The organism is Sporosarcina sp. P12(2017), assembly GCF_002743035.1.
GTDB lineage: Bacteria > Bacillota > Bacilli > Bacillales_A > Planococcaceae > Sporosarcina > Sporosarcina ureae.
Genome location: NZ_PDYL01000005.1, coordinates 60,086 through 83,833 on the forward strand (window position 1 = coordinate 60,086; position 23,748 = coordinate 83,833).

Consider the following 23,748-nt stretch of genomic DNA (forward strand, 5'->3'; position numbering starts at 1 on the left):
TTTTTAATCGTCGAAGTGCTGTCGTATTACGTTTCTATTTAGCATGCCTAATATGCGGCGTTGGGTTGTGGTTCTCGCAAGTGCTTTTCTTTGTCCTGTTTAATCAGGAGGTTGTGGTTTAGCTGGCAATGTAAGTGGCAAGTTCATTGCCTCCACTACGGCGCTGGTGGATGGCTTTCGCGAGGAGCCACAGACAGGAAAGTGCGCCTGTCTCTGTCTCATCGCTACGCCTACCACAGCAGTCGCCTTCGTTGCATCGGGGGTAGGACAGTTCCTATACTTCTTTTTCAAAAACACAAACTCAGTATTACCAAATCACCGATACTCTTCCTATTAGAACCACAACCAAATTAAATACCACCCAGTAGCGCAGGCACAACTGCGGGGTAGGCCGTGGCCAGGAGACAACTGGCAGCACCACCGCCAGCTGGCTCATGGCTGGAGGCAATCCCCCACGTGCCTGCGCGAGTCCAGAAAACGAACACCCACTAACTCCAATACCCAACAACCAGTCGAGCAACGCCCCCAACAAAAAGTCACAAAGACCCGCAGCCGCATAGTCTCTTCCACCAAACGCGTTTGTTAGTCGGGTACTGTACGCCATCTCTTGTTTTGCTTTACCGCTTAAAACCACAACCAAAATAACTACCCCTCAGTAGCGCAGGCACAACTGCGGGGTAGGCCGTGGCCAGGAGACAACTGGCAGCACCACCGCCAGTTGGCTCCTGGCTGGAGGCAATCCCCCACGTGCCTGCGCGGGTCCAGAAAGCAGATACTCACTAATTTCCATACCCAACAACAAGTCGAGCAACGCCCCCAACAAAAACTGAACAAGACGCGCAGCCGCATAGTCTTTCCGTCAACCGCGTTTCTAAGTCGGGTACTGTTCGCTATCTTTCGTGTTGCTAGACGTACTCTAACTTCAGCCCCACGCAAAAAAGACTGTCAAAGTCCGAAATGCACTTTAACAGCCCCATTCACTTATACATTGGCAGGAACGCCAGACTTCAACTTCAACACCACCAACTGATCACCCGCATCCAACGAAATCTTCTTCTGAAGCGTAGCGAATACCAACGTGTCATTCTTCTTCTTCACAAACAACGCAGTCGCTGTCTTCGGAATAACCTCCTTGAACGCCAAATCCGTCTCTGTCCCTTCCCACTCATACAAACCAATTTCATAATCCGTATTGATCTTGCGGTTTAACTCAGGGAACGTAGCTTCTTCACCGAACAATAAATGCGCTTTTAATGAAATCGGCAACGCGGACTTACTCATCGTATGGTTAGATACAGCCGTCAATGAGAACGTGTTGTTAAAACCGAACTCAGGCGCAAAGGATTGTGTGATCAATGCGTTATAAGACGCATCTCCAGTCATCGATAAAATCGTATCATACGGCGCCAAATCTATGGAAAATCGTGACCGTTCCGATAACATTTGCCCCGTAAACGTATCAATACCTGCTTCAATCGCTGGGCGCAAACGTCCCTGTGAAGGATCGACAATCAGTACCGGTATTTTCATTTCTTTTAATTGAATAGCTAACGCAATCGAAAAACTGCTCGCTCCAACTATTAACACGCCCGGTGGTTCATTACTCGCTAAGTTCAGCTTTTTCGCTAGCGGTCCGAGTGTAAATCCATGAGCAGTTACTGTAATAAAGACGAGAGCGAAGGTCAGTGCGGTCAGTAATGTAGCCTCTTCGTAACCGTCTTCTGCAAGCGTCGCAGCAAAATAACCCGCGACGGTTAATGCAACAATCCCTCTTGGTGCAATCCAGCCGAGTAGTAACTTCTCTCTCCAGACCAATTCAGTGCCCACCGTCGAAATCCATATGGATAGTGGACGTACAACGAATAGCATAACCAATACAAACCCAATAATCGGCAGAGTGAAGATTTGTGAGAGGGTTTCTCTCCCAAGTGATGCTGTCAATAAAATAAAGACCGTCGATGTCAACATGACGGAGACATTTTCAACAAAATGCCCAACGTTTCCGATGGACGAAACATAGCGCTTCGTGCGCCCCAGTACTAGCCCCATAACAGTCACTGCAAGCATTCCCGTTTCATGCATGATGATTTCCGCCATCGTAAAGCACAATAGTACAAATGCCAAAATGACGGGTGATTTCAAGTACTCAGGAAACTGGCCTTTATTCGCCATCACACTGATCAACAATCCCATCGCTAATCCAAGAAGCGCAGCAAGTGCTGCACCGCCAAAGAAGTTCAATAAATAATTCATCGATAAGTGTTCATTTGTTAATACTTTAATCACTTCATATGCAAATAAAGCAAGTAACGGACCGGCGGGATCTACGATAATTCCTTCCCACTTCAAAACGGCGGCGGTTCGTGCCTTTAATTTTGCATTACGTAACAACGGAATAATAACCGTCGGCCCTGTCACCACGAAGAGACCTCCAATGATAAACGACACTTCCCACGTTAATCCGGCAATGAAGTGTGCCGTAATCGATCCTAAAACCCATGCTAAAAACGCACCCAATGTAACGACTCGGAAAACAGACTTCGAAATGCCTTTTATCTCCCGAAAGTCTAAGTTAGAACTTCCTTCAAATAAAATAATAGCTACCGCCAGTGATATTAGTGGACTATACAGCTCGTCCAATGCCACTTCCGGATTCACCCAGCCAAAAATCGGACCAATCAACAAGCCGGCAATGGACATGATGAATATTGAAGGCCATTGGATTTTCCAGGCTAGCCACTGCGAGAAGATACCGAGCGCCAATATGGCTACGATGCTAATCAGTGCTGCTTCTTCCATCTACACACCCGCCTTCATACTAAAATTATTGATTTGCCTAGTGTAGCAAAAGAGAATTACAATGCATACTAGAAAGGCAATCTACCTTGTAAACCTTCTGCTAATTAACTATATCTAGTAAAAGTTAGTATAACCTTTTTCGACAATTATTAACCATTTTCTTACTTCGATCGACGTGAATGAAATCTATAATAAGACAAAAAAAGAAGTGGACTAAGCCACTTCTCTACATTATGATAACTTGAATCGTTCCACTACACTCCGCAATTCCCCTGCGATCTGATTCATTTGATTGGTGGAATCTGCTACTTGCTCCAATTCTCCTTGCTGAGCTGCAGCTGACGCACTCACTTGTTCAGAAGATGCAGCCGTTTGCTCGGAAATGGCGGATACATTTTGGATTGCTAAAATGGCTTCATCCTTATATTCCATCATTTCTGCAAGCTTTTCAGATAGCTCCGTAATCGATTCGCGTATTTGATTGACGATACCTGCATTTTGTACGAATGATTCCTCCGTATCGGTAACGGACTGGTTTTGACCATCCATTGACTTCATATTCAATTCTATGACATCAACTGTCTGTTGTGATTCTGATAAGATTTCCTTCACGGTTTCTTGAATTACTTCAGTTTCTCTTCGGGACTGTTCCGCTAGCTGACGTACTTCATTCGCAACTACCGCAAATCCTTTACCACTCTCACCAGCTCGTGCCGCTTCAATGCTCGCGTTGAGAGCTAGAAGATTCGTACTCGCTGTAATATCATGCAATGTTTGAATAACTTGATTGATAGATGAAATTTTATTGGTCAGTGTTTGTATTTGTAGTTGTACTTTTTTATTAACTTCATTGGCTGTCGTATTATGATCACGTAGTTTTTTCACTTCCGACATTCCATTTTCCGCAGAATTGGACGCGTCCGTAGATAACTCGTTCATCGTCATGAACATCGTGTGGATATGATCCATACGGTCTGCTAAATCAGAAATTCGTAAGCTGGTTATTTCAGTATCTTCGGATTGCTTCGAAGCCCCTTGAGCGATCTCATCCGTTGCTACTGATACCTCCTGATTGGCAGCTACTAGCTCTTCAAAGGCATATGTGACTTGTGTCGATGAATCACTTAGTTGCCCCGAGGACTGCTGCACGGTTTGTAGAGCCGCATTTGTCCGACGCAACATATCGTTATAAGCAAGCGCCACTAAGCCTATCTCATCGTGGCGAATTTTCTGTTCATCTACCATCATAGTCAAATCGCCAGTTGCAGCGGTTTCCATAGATTGTTGTAATGTTTTCAACGGTCTCAATTGACGATAAATAAAGAGCGTTGATGCACTTGACATCAGTAACACGATAACAATTGCAGATATAATGGTTATCCACAATATAGTGGTAAATGTATCTAGAATCTCAGATCTTGGTGTAACAGTTTGCACTGACCACTTCTCATTAATTCCTTTTAAGTTAATGGGAGCGAACGCATTAAATGCTTGTTCATGCAGACTTTGAGAATCTACATACATACTCGCCAATTCACCTTGATCCAGTTTCACTTTTGCACTATTCCAATCAATCGCATCCGCCATATTGCTATTGTTCAATTCAGCCTTCAAACTATTCGCCGTGATATAACCAGCGTCTGTAATGACAGAAGCATAACCGCCTTTTGGTTGAATGGTCTTCACTACATCAGTCAAGAAATCTATAGATAAATCGGTTGTCAATAAACCAAAGTAATTTCCTGATGCATCGACCATCGGCACAGAAATAGTAGTCATAAGAATCGTTTGACCATTCGTTTCATACGAATAAGGTTCTGTCAAAACGGCACGTGCTTCATTTTTCGGAATGGTGTACCAGCTGTTCGCTGTAGTATCATCCATTCCACTTAACGGCTCTACATTCGTCGTATTGTCTTGCTTAAAGACATAGGGTATGAATTGCTGATTTTCATCAAGCAAATTCTTCGGTATGACTTCTCCTTTAGCAAATGCAGACTGATTGATTACCGCAGCCATACCTGTCGCGTCATTATTTTTTTGCAAATTGCTTTTGATGATGCGAATAACTTCTTCCGGTTTCATATCGCCCGTCGTTTGTAATGTTTCCAATATGTGACTTGTTGTGCGCAACATTTCATTTGTTTCACTTAGTTTCGCACTCAGAACAAGCGAGTTTTTATTTGCACTTTCTAACGCATATTCCTCCGCATCTTTAATGCTTTGCCTATGTAACATGACGCTCGTTACGATTGAGTAAACCAAAAACAATAATAAGAATAATGCGATAATGAGTCTTGAGAGTTTCATCGCAATACTTGCAGACTTCTTCACTTTATAGGCCCTCCTAGTAAAATATAAGTACACTAGTAGTATACCTTTAGTCCTTGTTAAATGTATACCTTTTAGCTAAATGTCACACAATAAAAAACCTTGCCGGATCGACAAGGTTACAAATGGATCATTGTGAAGTTTTTATTTGATTAATTTTTTCTGTACTGTTTCATCCTCAGCCTTTATATCTGCTAAGTTGACTTCTACGTTCTCCGCTGGCGCTTCTTCTCCGAATTGTTCAGCATATAAGAGTTTGGCGGCTTTTGGAGCAGCCCAGAATGTAGGTAAAAGTAAAAGTGAGACCGGTATGGCCGTTACTACGATAAAGGATTGGATGGCTTCTACTCCACCTTCACTAATCATCAATAGAACGCTTGCTACTGCTCCCATGATTACCGCCCAAAATACACGCATGACTTTTGGTGGATGACCGTCACCTGTAATCGCGACAGAAATCGTATACGCCATGGAGTCACCTGTTGTGACTACGAACAGGATTGTGACGAGAAGAAACAGTGGCCCAATAATCATATTCAACGGCAGTTGCTCGGTAATGGCAATCATCGCTGCAGGCATTCCAGATGTATTCAATGCTTCGGATATTACACCTGGCTGTGTCATTTCATAAAATATACCTGCCCCACCGACAGTAGTGAACCAGAAAGCGGTCACAATGGGTGCCGTAATGGATACAGCTAATACAAGTTCGCGAATCGTACGTCCGCGTGTAATGGTTGCAATAAAGATTGCCATCATGGGTCCATAACCGAGGAACCAACCCCAGAAAAAGATCGTCCATGATCCAAGCCAACTAGAATCACCGCGGAATGTCGCCATGCCGAGGAATTCTTGAAGATGCACACCCGACGATGAAATGAATGTATTGATGATAAATCCACCAGGGCCAAGAATGAGGATTGCGACCATCAAAATCAACGTGATGATAACATTCAAATTACTCAAGAACTGAATCCCTTTACGTAAACCTGTTACCGCCGAAATAGTAGCGATCGCCACCACTCCAATAATAATGAGTATTTGAGTCATTAACGTATTCGGCACGCCATATAGTGCTTCCATTCCGTAAGCTGCCTGAAGACCGAGAAAGCCAATCGGTCCAATTGTGCCGGCAGCTACTGCAATGATGGAAAATGCATCAATAGTAGTACCCAAAGCGCTTTTACGCATGATTTTTTCACCGAGTATTGGATAAAGCAATGTACGCGGTTTTAACGGCATCCCTTTTGAATAATGAGCATACATTAGCACAATCGTCCCTAACGTACCGAGAATCGACCAGGCAAGAAATCCCCAATGCAAATAGGACTGAGCAAATGCTGGTATAATAGCACTTTCCGTTGCCGATTCGACTCCTGTAAACAACGGAGGACGATCCAAAAAGTGATACATAGGTTCTGCAGCCGCCCAAAAAACTCCGCCTCCCGCAAGCAATGTCGTCATAATCATGGCCAGCCATTTGAAATAACCAATTTCCGGCTTATTCATTCCACCTAAGCGAATCTTCCCGTACTTTGAGAATGCCAGGAATAGCGCAATGAAAAATGTACCCAATAATAATAATTGCCAGAACGCGCCAAAGTATTTCACCGCAAATGCAAATGCCCAATCTACCATGTTTGCAACGAAATCCAAGTTAATAAATGATGCGACGACAAATGCTACAAGCAATCCACCGCTAATAAATAAAACGGGACGGTCCGTTTTTGATTCATATTTATTCAAAGTTCTACCTCCTCTAGGCTGCACATACTTGTAACCGCTTACTTAGAAAGCTGTGGAGAATTCATCTCCACTTCCTTACTTCACTTCTACAATGACATCAATTTCAACTGCTGCACCGCGTGGCAACATCATCCCAACTGCTGTACGTGCGTGCGTACCTACTTCTTCACCGAATACTTCTACCAATAAATCCGAAGCACCGTTCATTACTTTTGCTTGTCCAGTGAAATCAAAAGCCGTGTTGATCATGCCGAGAAGCTTCACAAACTTCGTGACGTTCGACAACTCGCCCACTTCTTCTTTGATAGTTGAAAGTGCAAATAGTATGGCCTGTCTAGACGCAGCGTAACCCTCTTCTATTGTAAGCGTATCGCCCACTTTACCTAGTACATCGTATGACAGTGAACCGGATAGAAATAAAAGATTTCCTGTGCGCACACAAGATATGTAGTTGCCGCCTTTTGCACGTTTGACAGGTAGTTCCAATCCTAATTCTTGTAATTTATCTTCTGGTCTCATTCTAATCCCATCCTTTTATAATGCGTCTGTTATTTCTTTGCTTGCAGCAATCACTGAAGCTACATGCAGTTCCATCGTTTTACGATTCCACCTGAATAATGGTCCTGAAACAGATAATGCACCAATGACGCTTTGTTGCTTATCAAACACAGGTACTGACAAAGCCGCAACATTTGAGCTAATTTCCTCTTCATTGGTAGCATACCCCTGATTTTGTACTTCTTGTAAAATATGTTCTAGTTCATTTCGTTCTTGTACAGACAACGTACCTAGCACTCTATCCTGCTGGTCAGGTGATTGGAAGGCGAGAATTGCTCTTCCACTTGCACCTAAATGTAGGGGTAGGCGTTTCCCGATTCCGACTGAGCGTCTGATTTCTTGTTGACTTTCATACTCCAATACACAAATGCGCATTTGTCCTGTAGGCATGTAGAATCCGACTGTTTCTCCTGTATTGTTGCGCAACGACATAAGCCATGGTTCTACAACCGGTGCTATCGGCATTTCAGTCAAGATTTTATTGGCATAATCTAAAAAGATGGTCCCTAACGTATATAGTTTTGAACGCGGATCTTGAAAAACCATACCTTCCAGTTTCAATGTAGTCAGCAAACGGTGTACAATCGTTGTCGATAAACCGAGACCTTTACTAATATCACTGACTCCTTGAGGACCTGACACTTCATTCAAATAGTTGATGACGGATATGGCCTTCACCACTGTGGATGAAACCTCCTGTGTCTTAGTCATTTTCATAAACTCCTTTTATGTGATGAATAGAAAAGAAGAGGAAAGACTGCTCTATTCCTCTTCTTCATCCACTCTTACTTAGTTGCTGTTGATGTAACGAGTTTTATTCTGACAATAGAATTCGACCGCTTCGCTGCCGAGTTCTTTATACGTTCCAGTACTTGATTGCTTATAACCGCCAAATGGTGCTTGGAAGAACGTACCTGTTGTCGTCATGTTCACTTTGACAATCCCCGCCTGAATTTCATTCAATGCACGGTTCATGTATGTCAGGTTACGTGTGCAGATAGCTGCAGACAGACCGAATGCTACATCGTTCGCTACTTCAATCGCTTCATCAATCGACTCGATTTCAATGATGCTGATTACAGGACCGAATACTTCTTCCTGTGCAATCGTCATTTCTGTCTTCACGCCACCGATTACTGTCGGCTCCACGAAGTATCCTTTATCTGACCCTTCGAATTCAGGAATACCGCCACCTGTTAGGATTTCTCCACCTTCAGCTTTAGCTTTTTCAATAAGATCCAGTGTAGATTGACGCTCTCCATCACTAACTTGTGGTCCCATTGTTACGCCTTCGTCCATACCGTTACCAATTTTAATTTTCTTAGAAGCTTCTACTAATTTATCCGTGAACTCTTGACGAATATCTTTGTGGACAAGTACGCGACTAGTTGCAGTACACGCTTGACCTGTTTGACCGTATCCACCTGCTACTGCAAGTTGAACAGCTGCGTCCACGTCTGCGTCTTCCATGACGAGTAATGGATTCTTACCACCCATTTCAAGTAATACACGCTTCATATCTTTTGCTGCTTCTTTATAGATTAAGTTTCCTACACGATTCGATCCAGTGAATGTGATTGCTTTTACAGCTGGGTGATTGATCATATCTGTTACCAAACGACCTGGTCCCACTAATTGGTTGACGACACCTGCAGGAACGCCAGCTCTTTCAACAATTTCAATGAACTTCTGTGCTGTCAATGGTGTTTCAGATGAAGCTTTCAACACGACTGTGTTACCGCTTAGAATAGCCGGTGCAATTTTCCAAGCTGGGATAGACAGCGGGAAGTTCCAAGGCGTGACGACTAACACGACACCAAGTGCTTCTTTGTGTAATTCAATTTGTACACCTGGCATGTCCGACTCAACGATACGGCCTGTCATGCGACGACCTTCACCTGCGTAGAATTTAACGATACCCGCTGCATAATTTACTTCTTTGAATGCATCCGCGTACGTTTTTCCTTCTTCTTGTACAATGATGCGCGCGATTTCATCAGCTTCTGCTTCCATGATTGCAGCAATTTTGAATAAATACTCGCCTCTCGCAGGAGATGGTGTCTTACTCCATTCAGGGAATGCTTTTTCTGCTGCTTCAATAGCCGCTTGTGCATCTTCAGCATTGGATTGCTGAACCTTCACAACCAATTCATCTGTGTTCGCTGGGTTTCTGATTTCCAACATATCTGTACCCGAAGTTTCTACCCACTCACCGTTAATATAGTTCTTTAATACTTTAACTTCACTTGTAACTGTCATCATGTATAGTCTCCTCCAGTAAATAATGTAGTTTTATGCCATTTCTCCTGCACCGCGTTCACGCGATTGATCAGTAGATTCTACCAGCATACGCTTGCCTGTTTCGTTTAAATCAAGCCACAGTTCTCTGCTGACTTCTGTTCCAAATTGCCACGAAGATTCCCATCGTTGTTCAAAATCATCTGTGGTCGTTAAAATATAGGATGTGTCTATTGTGTTTTCGAAGCGTTCAATCACATCATCAATTTTTTCAATATCGGTTGTACCAAATATACAAAATCTTGTTGTAACAGTTGGCAATTTCAATTTCTGATCACCTGTTAGGCCTAGTTCTTTATTGATTCCTTCCATGATATCCTCATTATTACGTTTGTGGACCATGATCGGGTATGCGAAATTCGGTGATGAAATGATTAATGATGAGTGACTAGGCTTCTTGTACAAAATAATACTAGCCAATCCTTTTTTTGATATATACATCGCTTGTTGTGCAAGCACCCGGGACGGTCGTGCATCCCGGACGCAGACAGCTACTGACGGTTGAGCTTCCAAGCGCGCGATTAAATAATCGGCACATGCTTTTCCAAGTAGCATTCCACTTTGCTTCCCGCCATCTATTACAGTTACGCGATCCGATTCATTCAATACTTCCAACTCTTCAAACTCACCTTGCAAATCCTGCAGTTCATCGTAAAGTTGTTGTAATCCATACAATCCAAGAAACTCAGCATTTGCTACCGTTTCTGCTCCTTCTTCCGCATAGCCATAAGGAACTCCAAGAGCTTGGAAGATTTTTTTACAATGAGTATATAATTCTAAGTGAGAGACACGCATTTCTCCAACTCCTTCTCAGACTTGAACCCTTCCGTAAAGAACCGGTGCCAGTTACCGCCCATAATTTTAGATATTTCCTCATATGTCATACCGCGAGCTTCTAATCCATTTGCGATATTTGGAAAATCGTCAGGCGTCTGGAACCATTCCGGCCAATCCGGCCATCCTGGACTCGCTTTCGAACCTGCACCATAATCGATTTCATGAGTCCAGCGACCCATCCGCATCCATGCAAGGAAGTCCGTAGACATATTATGTGTTAAGTCCGTTCCAATCCCTACATGGTCAATTCCCATGAAATCAGCCGTACGAGCAATCATATCACAGAACTCTTCAAGTTTTGTATCCGCCCCATTAATCAAATGAGGATATGCACAAACACCAAGCACTCCCTTGTTGTCACGTAAAGCGGAAAGAATTTCCTCTGATTTATTACGTTTAGATGGGTAGATCCAATCCGGATTAGCGTGTGTAATTGCGACAGGACGGCTTGAAAGCGCCAATGTATCCAGTGATGTTTTCGTTCCGACATGCGATAAATCAATAACCATTCCTACTCGGTTCATTTCTTTAATCACATTCTTACCGAATCGAGAAAGACCAGGATCCGTTTCTTCATAACAGCTACTACCGATCAAGTTTTGATTGTTGTATGTCAATTGCATAATTTTAACGCCCATCTCATTGAATACAGAAACGAGACCTAATTCATCTTCTAAAGCAGAAGTGTTTTGTGCGCCTAAAATGATTCCTAGTTTACCGATACGCTTCGCCGTTTCGATATCTTCTCCTGTTTTTACAGGCATAACCAAATCACTGTTCTCATTAAAGAAGCGATGCCATTCCGCTACTTTGGTTAATGTTTCGCGGGCATTTTCCCACAGTCCAACGCAAGCATGAACAGCCGTAACGCCACCTTTTTGTAGCATGATGACAAAATCACGGTCCCATTTACTTAATTCCAAAGCATCTATTACAATCATATCTTTCATGTCTATAGTCATTTGATCTCCTCCGCTTTCGCTATTAATGGATAGAACCAATCATCCTCGAATGAAGTAGTTCCGATTTCTTCAACTAGCGGTGCTCCTTGGAATAGCGTAATCCGTACCCACCGATTGGATTTCGGATCATACCGTTCAGCGCCAAGTATCGCTAGTTTACAACGCAATAGATATACCGGAAGTAGATCTTTACCTGTCAAGTTCGCTTGTATCTCACCATACTCCAGACCGTCCAACGATTGGATTCTTCTGACGATCCCTCTGAGCTCCGGCTTTTTCAATAAAAACGCCGCTACTTTCAGATCATTATCACAGACTTCTATTTCCGTAGCTAGTTGCTGGACTTGTTCTGCAATATTCATTGGCATATACAATTCATCGCCCGGGTCGATTCCACGTTCTCCAATACGGGGTTCTTCTTTTTCAGCTGAACGGTACCAGAAATAATGTCTCGACTCGCGTTTTGTGAAGTCGTATTGGAATGCCCACTGGTATTGTTTTTTAATAATTTCGCGTAATGAACCAATTGACATTTCAGGAATCAAATGGAGACCGTCGTCTGCATTCGTCTGATGCTCTAAGTCGACGATTACTTCAGGATAGAGATCGATTAGTTCTGAGTTAATCAATTCCTGTGCTTCCATTGTGAAATTCGCTTGTACTTTATCAGCAAACTCCAACCACAGTCCTCCTACTTCACTATTGGAACGCTCTATAGTGTTACACACACCTTCTACTAATTTGGAAATCTCTCCGACTTCTTTTGCCAAGTCTCTCGGATTTCTAAATACTTCCATGTCCGGTATTGGAGCGTCTTCAAAGAATGTGCGTATTTGTTGTAGTTTGGCAATGAAGCGCTGACAATCATCTGCCGTTGGTTTCATTTTCTTTGCACGTGCCAATGCTACTTCACGAATCCACATCCATTGATGAAGAAGTTTTGGATGAGATATCAAGTAAGGTACCATTCCAAGTCCCGTTGCATTACCTGTTCCAAGTAATTTCTTTAGTTCCGGCTTTAATGTAGCCGCTTTAGGATTATTCTTGCGCGCGATATGTTCAACCAGATCAAAGCTGAAGTGACGTAACATATAGACAGCAAACATTTGAGATTGATAGGCACCGCTGAACGTATGATTATCTTTCATATGTTCATAAGGCGCAATTCCAAATTTACCATTTCCATAGACTGCAGTTGTGCGGAATAGATAACCAATATCGTAAATCATTTCTGCATCTGGCTGCTTACCTTGAGATAGCGCTTCCACGACATGAGAAAAGACACGTTGGCTTTTATTCGCTCTCGACCATACGAGATCCGTGACATCTCCTCGGCCCACTTCCTGTTTCGGAAGTTCTTGTTTCATTCGTTTTAGTTTTTTATCGGAAATTGCTCCATCGCAAAGCGCAAATGTTACATCCCATCTTTCAGAAATGACCCGATCACTTCGAGTTTCTTCACTGATCTCACGGGATAATGCGACAAATGTATACGTACCTTGTGGGGTAGTAATACTATAAAGCGCTTCACCGTATCCTTCGTCATTTATATCAAAGGTCGTTTGCTCAATTTCCCAAGCTTCACGCATCATTTTACGAATTAAAATGCGTAAAAAGCTAAGACTTGTTGAGCGCATTACGCCTAGTCGTTGGATGTCCATTACTTCAGATGCCGGTCTTAGCGCATCTGTATTTTCAATAGCTAATTTAAACATGTAAAACCCTCCATTCTTCTACTCCCACAAATATGCACTTTTACGATTATCGGAATGCCTTTCCGAATATCTACTTCTATCATAAACCCGTTTGAATTCTCTGTCAACAATTCTATTAAAAAAGTCTATAAAGATTCGACAAGAATCTCCATAGACTTACATCATTTATTTAGTTCTTTCAGTCATTTGACGCCAGATGGAACCTTTTGCCTCTTCGCCTTCTTCAATTCGGGCTATCGCCATCCGGACTTGCAGTTTCACTTCAAATTCGTTATCGTTTTCGGCTTCGTGCAACGCAGGTAATGCTTGTTCCGTTCCCGATTCATAGAGGAACATAGCTGCACGCCAACGTACTAATTTGTTTTTGTCTTGTAATAGACGGATAGCAGCAGATTCAAAACCAACATAGCCAAGGTCACTCATGCAGTCTGCGGCTGTACGACGAACTGCCCAACTTTTGTCCTTAAGTGCTTTTTCGATAAACGGAATGACCGTTTCATCTTCGATCATACCAAGGTATACAGTGGCCAATCTACGGATGGACATTTTCTCATCTTCAAGTGCCATCGTTAATACTGGATAATCCGATACGTCCGGATCCGGCATTTGATCCAGTAAGCGGAAGCGCGTTTCCCATTCGGGAACAGCAAATTTTGCCACACTTACTTTCTGCCCACGAGTTTTTGTTTCCTCGTCTGCCTTTTCCGCTTTTTCCACAAGCTCATGCAAGCGTGTTTCAGGATACGCGGCTTCAAGTTCTTGTACAACTTGCTCGCCTACTTCCTGCAATTCTCCGTAACGGATTCCGTAATCAGCCCACTTCCGAAGTAAAATATAGTTTTCTACTTCAGAATGGTGAACGGTTTCCATTGCCTGAATGAAACGTTCACTTAATCCAAACCTAGACTCCTCATCACTATTGAACACTTTCACTTGTAACGGAATCTCTTTATACGTTTGTACATGAACGTAGACTTCTCCGTAGTGCTCATCTATCTTTTGCTCCTCAGCTTGTTCTAGCGATTCGCCGCCTTCATTTAAGACAGAACGCACTTCGGCAAGAATGGATTCCCACGCAACGTTTCCGATTCGCTCTACTGCCATGAAGTCTAATACATGATAGATTCCTTTAATCCCTTGTATAGCCAAAAGAGAACGAATCGGCTCAGGTGCCTGTGCCTCATCTTTCTTCTTATAGTTATGGCTAGTTCCATCAGGTAAAGGGGTATCTAAAACAATTTTCATAGAATTTGGACTCGGTGTTGGTTCAATCGATTTGATTTTCAAGAAAATCTCCTCCAATATAATTAATCAGCTAATTCCTGCAAATAAGACCAGCGCTCGACCAGTTCTTCGTATTGTTGATTCAGCGTTACTAGCTCTTCATCCAATTGGCGAAGCTGATCATAGTCTGAACCCGTAGTGGTCATTTGTTGTTCTATCGCTGCTATTTTTTCTTCCATTACTTCTATATCTGTTTCAATCGTTTCCCACTGACTTTTTTCAGCGTATGTCATTTTCTTTTTAGGTTCTTTAACTTCTGGAGCCGGAGCAACAACCGCAACTTTCGCTTGTGGCTTCACGTCTTTTGTATTCTTTTCATCAAGGTAGTCTGAATACAGGCCAAGACGTACATCGATTTCACCTGAGCCGTCTAGAATCCACAGCTTACGTGAGATTCGATCCAAGAAGAAACGGTCATGGGAAATCGTCACGACGACTCCAGAGAACGTGTCAATGAATGACTCCAAAACGGAAAGTGTTTCGAGATCCAAGTCATTCGTGGGCTCATCTAGCAGCAAAACGTTCGGCTGTTCCATTAACAACTTCAATAGATAGAGACGTTTACGTTCCCCACCTGATAATTTACCGATTGGCGTTCCGTGTGCAGAGGAAGGGAATAAGAATCTCTCCAACATTTGCGTCGCAGATAATCGCTCACCGTCTCCTGATTCAATGTCATTGGACGTCTCACGAATATACTCAATAATCCGCTGATTCTCCTTCATTGGTGGCAAATGTTGATGGAAATGAGCAATCTTTACGGTGGAGCCTTTATCGACTTCACCGGTGTCCGGCATAGTCGTTCCATCCAGCATTTGAAGAAGTGTCGTCTTCCCTACACCGTTTGGTCCGATAATCGCAATACGTTCTTTTGCTTGTAGAATAGCAGAAAAACCGTTCAATATAACTTTATCGTCAAATCTTTTCGTAATATTATTGATTTCCAACACTTTTTTACCAAGACGTGTCGTTTGTAAATCCATTTCAAAGTCCAATGACTCATCGGTCTGCTTCACTTTCGCTTGAAGATCATCAAAGCGATCAATTCGCGCTTTCTGTTTCGTCGAACGCGCTTTAGCACCGCGGCGTATCCATTTCAATTCACTACGGTAGCGATTACGGTCTTTCTGATCCGAAGCAGCTGACATCTCTTCACGCAGTGCTTTTGACTCCAAATAATCTGCATAATTTCCAGTATGCGAATAAAGTGTTTTATCGGCTAACTCGTAAATATGCGTAGCGACTTGATCCAAGAAGTATCGATCGTGTGTAACGAATAATACTGCCCCTTGAACATTTTGCAAGAAGTCTTGCAACCACTGAATCGATGCAACGTCCAGATGGTTCGTTGGCTCGTCCAATAATAATAAATCTGCTGGTTCGATTAATACTTTAGCAAGAGCCACACGCTTCAGTTGACCACCTGATAATTCGCCCATTTTCTTATCGAATGTCTCGATACCTAGCTTCATTAATATAGTACGTGCCAATGCATTCAAATCCCAGCCACCCGTTGAATCCATTTCATTTTGATAGAATGAGTAACGCTCCTGATACTCTTCATTTGAAGAATCTTCGGTAAGTAGTTGCAATGCATGCTCGTAATTAAGATTTGTACGAATAACAGGTGCATCACTTTCGAATACTGCTTCCATCACGGTTAAGTCCGGATTGACAATCGGTTCTTGAGGCAAATATGCCACACGGAACTTATTCGGATGATCCATTGTCAACGTATCCGCACTTCCCTGCCCCGAAATTATGGATAGTAACGTAGATTTCCCAGTACCATTAATCCCGATCAAACCTATCTTGTCTCCACTTTTCAAATTAAATCCTACATCTTTAAAAAGTGTTTTTTCTCCAACTGTTTTGGTTAATTTCTCTACTACTAAATGACTCATCCTGGCACATCCTATTCTTAAATTGCTTCTAGTCCTAGTATAGCCGAAATTCGGGTAAGTTGAAAACATGCACGTTTGTGTACGGTGTCTTGGTATGTTTGGAGAGGTCTGAGGAAGTTGTTTTTCGGGAGTTAGGGATGAAGTGCTTGTTGGATCATGAATTTGTTGTTTCGCTGGCAATATAAGTGGAAAGCCCATTGACTCCACTACGGCGCCGGTGGGGTCAATGGGCTTTCGCGATGTTACTGATCTTCTTCCTATTAGAACCACAACCAAAATAACTACCACTCAGTAGCGCAGGCACAACTGCGGGGTAGGCCGTGGCCAGGAGACAACTGGCAGCACCACCGCCAGCTGGCTCCTGGCTGGAGGCAATCCCCCACGTGCCTGCGCGGGGCCAGAAAGCGAACACTCACTAACTCCAATACCCAACAACCAGTCGAGCAACGCCCCCAACAAAAAGTAACAAAGACCCGCAGCCGCCTAGTCTTTCCGTCAACCGCGTTTCTAGGTTGGGTACTGATCGCAATTTATCATTCTCTATCCTACTTAAAACCACAACCAAAATAACTACCACTTAGTAGCGCAGGCACAACTGCGGGGTAGGCCGTGGTCAGGAGACAACTGGCAGCACCACCGCCAGCTGGCTCCTGGCTGTAGGCAATCCCCCACGTGCCTGCGCGGGTCCAGAAAGCAGATACTCACTAACTTCCATCCCCAACAGCTAGTCGAGCAACGCCCCAACAAAAAGTATCAAAGACCCGCAGCCGCATAGTTATTCCGCCAAACGCGTTTGTTAATCGGGTAATACTTTACTAGCGATAGAAATAGCGAACGCAACGCCCCAACACTAATTCTGCTGACATGTAAACGTTAAGAAACGTCATCTAGACTTCGGCTGATTCATGCCCGCAAGCTTCTTCACCAACTGCTCCAACAACACCGGCATCTCCCTGAACGCACTATCAATATGCAACCGCTCCGTCTTCTGATGCGCATCCTTACCAAACGGCCCTACATTCAACACAGGCGCAGTTAGCTTACGCATATCTTCAAATGGAATCGAATACGTCGCACCATAGACCGGTGTATTCTCTGCAAACGCCTTCCAATGATCCTCTTCATCCTTATAATGCACATAACTCAAATCGCAAATTCCGTTGAAATAATGCACTTGCTCAATGGTTAGATCAAATACTTGTGCACGCTCCTGCAAAAACTCGATTGATTCCTGTACAAGCGGATCTTTAGACGAGTTGACAGCTGGATAATATGGCGGGGCATAGAATAGCACAGTCGCTGGACCTAGTTCCTGACACTCCATCATTAGCGTATCGACAATACGTATGCATTGCTCGCGGTCATCCCATTCTTCTTGTAACAGCACTTCTTGCTTCAATCGATTCACTTCATTTTTCCCTAACTGTTCTTCAGCGTACTTTAATAACTCTTCAAACCGCAGTACACGAATATCTCCTAGCGGCACCGCCGATTCACGATCACATACTGCTTTATAATGTTCATTACACTGTGCCATCGCTTCATTCGCCACTTGTTCAAATAAACTCATGATTTCAGCGGCTGTGCGCTTGAATAAGAAGACATTATATAACGCAGCTGCCCGCTGTGGTGTTTGTGTAGAGTATTGGATTTTCAAATCTTTTTGATGCAGTGTGACCGGAAGAGGTGTTGATTCGTCCTGATGTATTTCACGGAATAGAGGATTCCACTCCATCTTATGTGTCAAAAATGATGCCATATAATCTGCAGTAATTCCTTTTAAAGGTTCACCGACATGCGTTTCTTTCCCATAGAATAAAGCGGAAGGCATAATCTTTCCGATTGTCCCGGAATAAACATATTCTTTCGTATCCGAAGGCCCTTGTGAAAATGAAGGCTCTCCGTTTAGGAATAATTTAAAGCGATGACCTTCCTGCTCTTGCAGACGGACAAGTTCCTTTACAGCAGCACGCATGCCCGCTGAGTTTACCTCTTCATCCGGTACTGTGCACAATAATAGATTAATAGGCCACTTCTCTATACTTGCTCGTTCGATTAACTGAATATGTAAAGCCAAACCCATCTTCATATCCATCGTACCTCGGCCAAATAGATATTTTCCAGATTCCAAATCAATGCGTGCCGCTTCAGGCAACATCTCTTTGTTTTCTAACAACTTCTTCGTCAGTTCTTCTGGATGGAAAGCGAGCGGTTCAAGCGCTCCGTATTCATCTGTCTGCACAGTATCGAAATGACTGATCAAGACAATGGTATCTATAGCATCCGGATGTTCATATAAAGCATGCACGACTTGTCGACCGAGACCCGCATCATGAAGCGTAATATTGTCAGGATTCTCAGTGAAATATTCCAGTTCACTCAACTTATTTTGCAACTTCCAGGAAAAGAAACGCTCTCCTTCCGTCAACGTACGACTATCCCAACTTACTAGTTCACATAATAAACTACGAAGTTTCTCTGGTGTTTCGAATTGGTACACTTCTATTCCCCCTTCAGCTCTTGAGTTATTTTTATAAAGAAACGTTCAAGGCGATTCATTCCTTCTTCTAGTACAGGCATAGAGTACGCATAGGAAATACGTAGAAAGTCATCCGCATGCTGCGAGAATGCTACACCAGGAACGACTGCTACATCTGCTTCTTTAAGTAATCGTGTAGCCAATGTATACGAATCTATATTAAACTTTTTAATAGAAGGGAAAATATAGAATGCACCAGAAGGTTTCACGACATCTAATCCCATTTTCACTAGACGCTGATAGACGTATTCCAGCCTTTCCTCATATGCAATATTCATTTCAGCCGGAACATCACGGCAATTGGTCAATGCTTCAATAGCTGCATACTGACTTGGTAATGAGGCACAAATTGAATTATACAAGTGTACCTTAAGTACAGTTTCCATATACTGAGCTGGTCCTAGTACATAGCCGATCCGCCATCCGGTCATTGAATGTGACTTTGACAAACCATGGATTAAAAATACCCGGTCATGAATTTCTTCATACTGTGCGAAAGAGACATGCTTGGCGCCAAATGTGTTTTCACTATAAATTTCATCTGATAGCACAAATATTTCATGTCTTTTTAATACGCCCACGAGCTCGTCCATTTCTTTTTTATTTAATGTTACCCCCGTAGGATTAGTGGGAAAGTTAAATAGAATGGCTTTCGTTTTAGGTGTAATTAAATCCTCTAGACTCTCCGGTGTCGGCTTAAACCCTGTATCCGTAGTATCTAAATAAACAACTGTAGCTCCACATAATTCAATGATCGGCGCGTATCCTAGGTAAATGGGCGTCGGTAAAATAACTTCATCACCTGGCGATAGTATCGTTCGAAATGTACTATCAATCGCTTCACTCGCGCCGCTTGTAATCACAATCTCATGATCCGAGTTGTAATTAATACCATACGTGTCATAAAAAAATGAAGCGACTGCCTCTCGCAGCTGCAATAGACCTGCGTTATGTGAGTACTCGGTCAAGTTATTTTCAATAGCTAGTATACCTGCAGATTTGACGCGTTCAGGAGTCGGAAAATCAGGCTGTCCAATTGTCAGGTTTACTGCAGTCGGATAATGTACGAGCTGATTAGCGAACTCTCGTATACCAGGGACCTGCAATTGTTCAGCGAATTGATTTATGGAGATTGTCACTACATGCACCTTCCTTAACTTTATTTATCTAGAAATTGTGGCAACCATAGAGACAGTGCTGGTACATATGTAATGACAAGAAGACAAATAATCATAGATACCAAGAAAGGTAGAATAGCCACCACAATTTTCTCTAACTTAATATTTCCTACACTAGAAGCCACAAATAGATTTACTCCAAGTGGTGGAGTAATGAATCCAATTGCCAAGTTGGCTACTAAAATGACACCAAAGTGAACAGGATCAATACCGACAGTTGTAACTATAGGTAATAAAATAGGTGTTAAAACGACCAATGCGGAAATCGTGTCAATAAACATACCAACTACTAGCAATAGAATATTGATGAGGAGCAAAATAACTATTGGATTTTGTGAAAACTCCGAGATAGAAGATGATAGTTGATTTGGTATTTGTTCTAATGTCATAAAGTAAGCAAATGACACCGATAAGCCAATGATGATCATAGTTGTTGCATTAATCATTACGGCTTCTAAAAACGAATCAAACACTGACCCCCACGACAATTCCTTATAGACGAATTTTCCGATAACAAATGCGTAAACCGATGCAACAACCGCCGCTTCTGTTGGAGAGAAAATACCACCATAAATTCCGCCAAGAATAATAACCGGAATCAATAATGCCCAAAATGCGTCAATAGTTGCTTTTATTACATCCTTAAATGAAAAGCGCGTATTTTCTACCGCCTTATACCCCCGTTTTTTAGCTATTATGTATGCAGTAATCATCAATCCGCCACCTATAAGCAATCCTGGAATTATACCGGCTAGGAACATTTTCCCGACTGACACACCACCGATTACACCATACAGAACAAACGGTATACTTGGTGGAATAATAACACCGATGGAACCCGCGGAAGCTGTAAGGGCTGCCGCAAAGCCACCGCTATAATTACGTGCTACCATAGCCGGAATCATAAATCCTCCAATCGCCGCAACCGTTGCAGGACCAGAACCTGATATAGCGGCAAAAAACATACAAGCTACAATTGTTACCATTGAAAGTCCGCCAGTCATCCATCCGACAATAGCAGATGCTAAATCCAGCAGTCGTTTAGAAATTCCTCCTTTCCCCATTAAAATTCCGGCTAACATAAAGAATGGAATCGCTAATAATGGGAAAGAATCTAATGAAGTAAACGCTTTTTGAGTAATAATTCCAAGCGGTAAATTAGAACCAAAATATATAGCAACAAGTGCTGAGGCACCGAGCGAGATCGCGATAGGTACACCGATAAAAAGACAGATGAACAACGTGCCAAATAATAATGCAATCGTCATACAATCATCTCCTCGCTTTGCTCATAGTCTCCGCGCCATACTTTAACAATTTGTCCGACTAGGCGAATAGACATTCCAATCGCCCCTAGTGGTACGGCTAAAAACGGTACCCACATCGGGAGTTGGAGTGCTGGGGTTACTTGTCCATTTTGAAAGCTCGTCAAAACAAGTTCAGTACCATAGATAGCGAGGAACAATGCTAAACAGAACCAAATCACAATTCCCACTGTTTCAAGAATTTTTCGAGGTAGTCCTTCAAATCGCTCGATGAATGCACCAACTCGAATGTGATCCCGTTTCTTTACAGCGTAACTAGCGCCAATCCAGACTTGGAAAATATGAATATAGCGAGCTAGTTCTTCGGTCCAGCTAGGAGCTGAACCGAATATATAACGACCTATTACTTGAAAGAAAATGAGGAGAACCATTGCGACCAGCGTGAAAACAAGGATACCCTCTTCCGATTTTTTGAATGTTTTCCCCATCGACTTACATTCCTTTCTAAAAAACAGAGGTATTTAAATTTCCTGATTTCGTATTTCGTCATGCACTATTAGCTCATTGTTCGTTTGCTGCTCTTGCTTTCTCTACTAACTCTTCTCCAATAATCGGTGTGTATTTCTCATATACACCTTCTGTTGCTTTACGGAATACTTCACGTTGCTCAGGTTTCATCTCATGAATTTTCATTCCCAGTTCCTTTAAATCATCCATGAATTCTTTGTCTTGCTTTTGTGCTAACTTTCGTTGTTCTGTACGGTACTCTTCTGCTGCCGTCATTACGATTTCTTGAAGATCCTCAGGCAGTTCATTATAGAAGTCATTATTCATCAAAAGAATGGTTGCCGCGTATACGTGTCCAGTAAGTGTTAAGTCACTTTGTACTTCATAAAACTTATTTAAATAGTAAAGTGAAATCGGACTTTCCATTGCATCATAAGTTCCTTGCTGTAGTGCAGTGTATAGTTCTCCAAATGCAAACGGTGAAGCATTAGCGCCAAACGCTTTAAATGTATCCGTATGAAGCGGGTTTTCTAATGTCCGCAATTTAAGTCCTTTTAAATCAGATAGTTGCGTAATAGGCCCTTTATTATTAGACATATGACGGAAGCCATTCTCACCAAAGACTAGACCTTTTAGATTTTTCTCTTCCAATTCCTTCAGTAATTCATCTCCGACCTCACCATCTAACGCACGGTATGCCGCTTCGTTATCATCGAATAGGAACGGCAGGTCAAATACCATGAAATGATCATTAAAAGAAGCTAGTGGAGCAACCGCTGGAATAGTCATCTCTACATTACCAAGTTGTACGGCTTCAATTGCTTCACGGTCTGAACCAAATAATGATCCATTAGGATAAATCTCTACTTCAATTTCTCCGTTAGAATCTTTTTCAACTTTCTCTTTAAAATCAAGCGCTGCTACATGGCTCGATTGCTCTTCTGAAACTAAATGCGGCAAGCGAATTTTGTATGTACTGTCGCTCTCCGAATTCTCAGTATCACTAGCAGAATCACTTCCTGAACCTGGTCTTCCACATGCTGCTAAAACAAGTATCATAATAAATACTAACGGTAAAAATCTTTTCATTTTATATCTTCCTCCTTATAATAGGCTTGAAATCGATCACGGACATTTTGCAGATGAATGAGCATTGCACTTTTAGCAGCGTCTATATCTTTTCTTTTTATAACCTCTAAAATGTGAACATGTTCTTTATAAGCTTCGTAGGCGCTCATTCCCAATGTGTTGGATAATATTAGAAAGGCTCGATTGACTTCGGTGTTAACTTGATGGATTAGCGCCCGTACTTTTTTATTTTCGTTGTAGCTAGCTAGAATCAAATGAAATTCCCTATCATAATCGATAAATTGATGATAATCATTATTTGTAATCGCTTTCATTTGCTGTTTCAGGTTATCCTCTAGACTAGTAATCCCTGTCTCGTCACAGTTGGCAATTACTTTTACTAAATTAGGAATCTCTAAAAGTTGTCGTAATTCCATAATTTCAACAGACTCTTCATTCGTAAAAGTAGCCACAGTAGCAGGCTTTCCCTTCTTAAGTACAACCAATTCTTCCATCGCTAGTTTTTGTATAGCTTCACGCAGTGGTGTTCTACTGATTCCTAGATCTGTAGCTATTTTTCCTTCTTTAAGCTCCGTGAGTGGCGCAAGTTCACCAGATATAATAGACTTTTTCAACATATTATAAGCTTGTTCAGCCAAAGAAAATGAATTTACTATTTTCTCCAAATTAATCCTCCCTTCTTTTTGAAGTATACTGTATACAACTATACTAATTTAAATTAATATGGTTGTAAAGA

Annotated in this window: 18 protein-coding genes; all 18 read right to left on the reverse strand. The window is 42.4% G+C overall.

Going from position 1 to position 23,748, the window contains the following annotated elements:
- Positions 1-307 precede the first annotated feature (307 nt).
- Positions 308-640: a hypothetical protein gene (locus tag CSV80_RS05340; protein ID WP_099669774.1), complete on the reverse strand. Its 333-nt coding sequence runs from the start codon at positions 638-640 to the stop codon at positions 308-310.
- 341 nt (positions 641-981) lie between these two features.
- The gene (locus tag CSV80_RS05345; protein WP_099669773.1) at positions 982-2,799 is read right to left on the reverse strand and encodes a cation:proton antiporter; all 1,818 of its coding nucleotides are present in this window, start codon (positions 2,797-2,799) and stop codon (positions 982-984) included.
- 231 nt (positions 2,800-3,030) lie between these two features.
- The gene (locus CSV80_RS05350; protein ID WP_099669772.1) at positions 3,031-5,133 is read right to left on the reverse strand and encodes a methyl-accepting chemotaxis protein; all 2,103 of its coding nucleotides are present in this window, start codon (positions 5,131-5,133) and stop codon (positions 3,031-3,033) included.
- Positions 5,134-5,274: 141 nt separating this feature from the next.
- Positions 5,275-6,876: a BCCT family transporter gene (locus CSV80_RS05355; RefSeq protein ID WP_099669771.1), complete on the reverse strand. Its 1,602-nt coding sequence runs from the start codon at positions 6,874-6,876 to the stop codon at positions 5,275-5,277.
- Positions 6,877-6,951: 75 nt separating this feature from the next.
- The gene (locus tag CSV80_RS05360) at positions 6,952-7,395 is read right to left on the reverse strand and encodes a RidA family protein (RefSeq protein ID WP_099669770.1); all 444 of its coding nucleotides are present in this window, start codon (positions 7,393-7,395) and stop codon (positions 6,952-6,954) included.
- A gap of 15 nt (positions 7,396-7,410) precedes the next feature.
- Positions 7,411-8,145 carry an IclR family transcriptional regulator gene (locus CSV80_RS05365; RefSeq protein ID WP_233201516.1) on the reverse strand — a complete coding sequence of 245 codons (735 nt, stop codon included), beginning with the start codon at positions 8,143-8,145 and terminating at the stop codon, positions 7,411-7,413.
- A 78-nt stretch (positions 8,146-8,223) separates the two neighbouring features.
- On the reverse strand, positions 8,224-9,696 hold the full coding sequence (locus CSV80_RS05370) for an aldehyde dehydrogenase family protein (RefSeq protein ID WP_233201515.1): 1,473 nt from the start codon (positions 9,694-9,696) through the stop codon (positions 8,224-8,226).
- 30 nt (positions 9,697-9,726) lie between these two features.
- Entirely contained in the window at positions 9,727-10,527 is an 801-nt protein-coding gene (locus tag CSV80_RS05375) for a DUF3726 domain-containing protein (RefSeq protein ID WP_099669768.1), read from the reverse strand.
- Positions 10,509-11,531 carry a membrane dipeptidase gene (locus tag CSV80_RS05380; protein WP_099669767.1) on the reverse strand — a complete coding sequence of 341 codons (1,023 nt, stop codon included), beginning with the start codon at positions 11,529-11,531 and terminating at the stop codon, positions 10,509-10,511. The genes CSV80_RS05375 and CSV80_RS05380 overlap by 19 nt, the downstream gene beginning before the upstream one ends.
- Positions 11,528-13,246, reverse strand: a complete 1,719-nt coding sequence (locus tag CSV80_RS05385; protein WP_099669766.1) for a hypothetical protein — start codon at positions 13,244-13,246, stop codon at positions 11,528-11,530. Before CSV80_RS05385 ends, CSV80_RS05380 begins: the two co-directional genes overlap by 4 nt.
- Positions 13,247-13,411: 165 nt before the next feature.
- Positions 13,412-14,533, reverse strand: a complete 1,122-nt coding sequence (locus CSV80_RS05390) for a virulence factor (RefSeq protein WP_099669765.1) — start codon at positions 14,531-14,533, stop codon at positions 13,412-13,414.
- A 20-nt stretch (positions 14,534-14,553) separates the two neighbouring features.
- The gene (locus CSV80_RS05395; RefSeq protein WP_099669764.1) at positions 14,554-16,434 is read right to left on the reverse strand and encodes an ABC-F family ATP-binding cassette domain-containing protein; all 1,881 of its coding nucleotides are present in this window, start codon (positions 16,432-16,434) and stop codon (positions 14,554-14,556) included.
- Between the two features lie 883 nt (positions 16,435-17,317).
- On the reverse strand, positions 17,318-18,940 hold the full coding sequence (locus tag CSV80_RS05405) for a M20/M25/M40 family metallo-hydrolase (protein ID WP_099669762.1): 1,623 nt from the start codon (positions 18,938-18,940) through the stop codon (positions 17,318-17,320).
- A complete protein-coding gene (locus CSV80_RS05410; protein ID WP_099669761.1) occupies positions 18,937-20,112 on the reverse strand; it encodes an aminotransferase class I/II-fold pyridoxal phosphate-dependent enzyme in 1,176 nt (391 codons plus the stop codon). The genes CSV80_RS05405 and CSV80_RS05410 overlap by 4 nt, the downstream gene beginning before the upstream one ends.
- A 20-nt stretch (positions 20,113-20,132) precedes the next feature.
- Positions 20,133-21,419: a TRAP transporter large permease gene (locus tag CSV80_RS05415; RefSeq protein WP_099669760.1), complete on the reverse strand. Its 1,287-nt coding sequence runs from the start codon at positions 21,417-21,419 to the stop codon at positions 20,133-20,135.
- On the reverse strand, positions 21,416-21,904 hold the full coding sequence (locus CSV80_RS05420; protein WP_099669759.1) for a TRAP transporter small permease: 489 nt from the start codon (positions 21,902-21,904) through the stop codon (positions 21,416-21,418). The genes CSV80_RS05415 and CSV80_RS05420 overlap by 4 nt, the downstream gene beginning before the upstream one ends.
- 73 nt (positions 21,905-21,977) lie before the next feature.
- Positions 21,978-23,012 carry a TRAP transporter substrate-binding protein gene (locus CSV80_RS05425; RefSeq protein WP_099669758.1) on the reverse strand — a complete coding sequence of 345 codons (1,035 nt, stop codon included), beginning with the start codon at positions 23,010-23,012 and terminating at the stop codon, positions 21,978-21,980.
- Positions 23,009-23,677, reverse strand: a complete 669-nt coding sequence (locus CSV80_RS05430) for a GntR family transcriptional regulator (RefSeq protein ID WP_099669757.1) — start codon at positions 23,675-23,677, stop codon at positions 23,009-23,011. Before CSV80_RS05430 ends, CSV80_RS05425 begins: the two co-directional genes overlap by 4 nt.
- Positions 23,678-23,748 lie beyond the last annotated feature (71 nt).

Bases quoted from the DNA above. Each gene is read 5' to 3' on its own strand.
- CSV80_RS05360 (WP_099669770.1), bottom strand. From the start codon at position 7,395: ATGAGACCAGAAGATAAATTACAAGAATTAGGATTGGAACTACCTGTC.
- CSV80_RS05425 (WP_099669758.1), bottom strand. From the start codon at position 23,012: ATGAAAAGATTTTTACCGTTAGTATTTATTATGATACTTGTTTTAGCA.
- CSV80_RS05365 (WP_233201516.1), bottom strand. From the start codon at position 8,145: ATGACTAAGACACAGGAGGTTTCATCCACAGTGGTGAAGGCCATATCC.
- CSV80_RS05395 (WP_099669764.1), bottom strand. From the start codon at position 16,434: ATGAGTCATTTAGTAGTAGAGAAATTAACCAAAACAGTTGGAGAAAAA.
- CSV80_RS05345 (WP_099669773.1), bottom strand. From the start codon at position 2,799: ATGGAAGAAGCAGCACTGATTAGCATCGTAGCCATATTGGCGCTCGGT.
- CSV80_RS05415 (WP_099669760.1), bottom strand. From the start codon at position 21,419: ATGACGATTGCATTATTATTTGGCACGTTGTTCATCTGTCTTTTTATC.
- CSV80_RS05370 (WP_233201515.1), bottom strand. From the start codon at position 9,696: ATGATGACAGTTACAAGTGAAGTTAAAGTATTAAAGAACTATATTAAC.
- CSV80_RS05375 (WP_099669768.1), bottom strand. From the start codon at position 10,527: ATGCGTGTCTCTCACTTAGAATTATATACTCATTGTAAAAAAATCTTC.
- CSV80_RS05385 (WP_099669766.1), bottom strand. From the start codon at position 13,246: ATGTTTAAATTAGCTATTGAAAATACAGATGCGCTAAGACCGGCATCT.
- CSV80_RS05420 (WP_099669759.1), bottom strand. From the start codon at position 21,904: ATGGGGAAAACATTCAAAAAATCGGAAGAGGGTATCCTTGTTTTCACG.
- CSV80_RS05380 (WP_099669767.1), bottom strand. From the start codon at position 11,531: ATGACTATAGACATGAAAGATATGATTGTAATAGATGCTTTGGAATTA.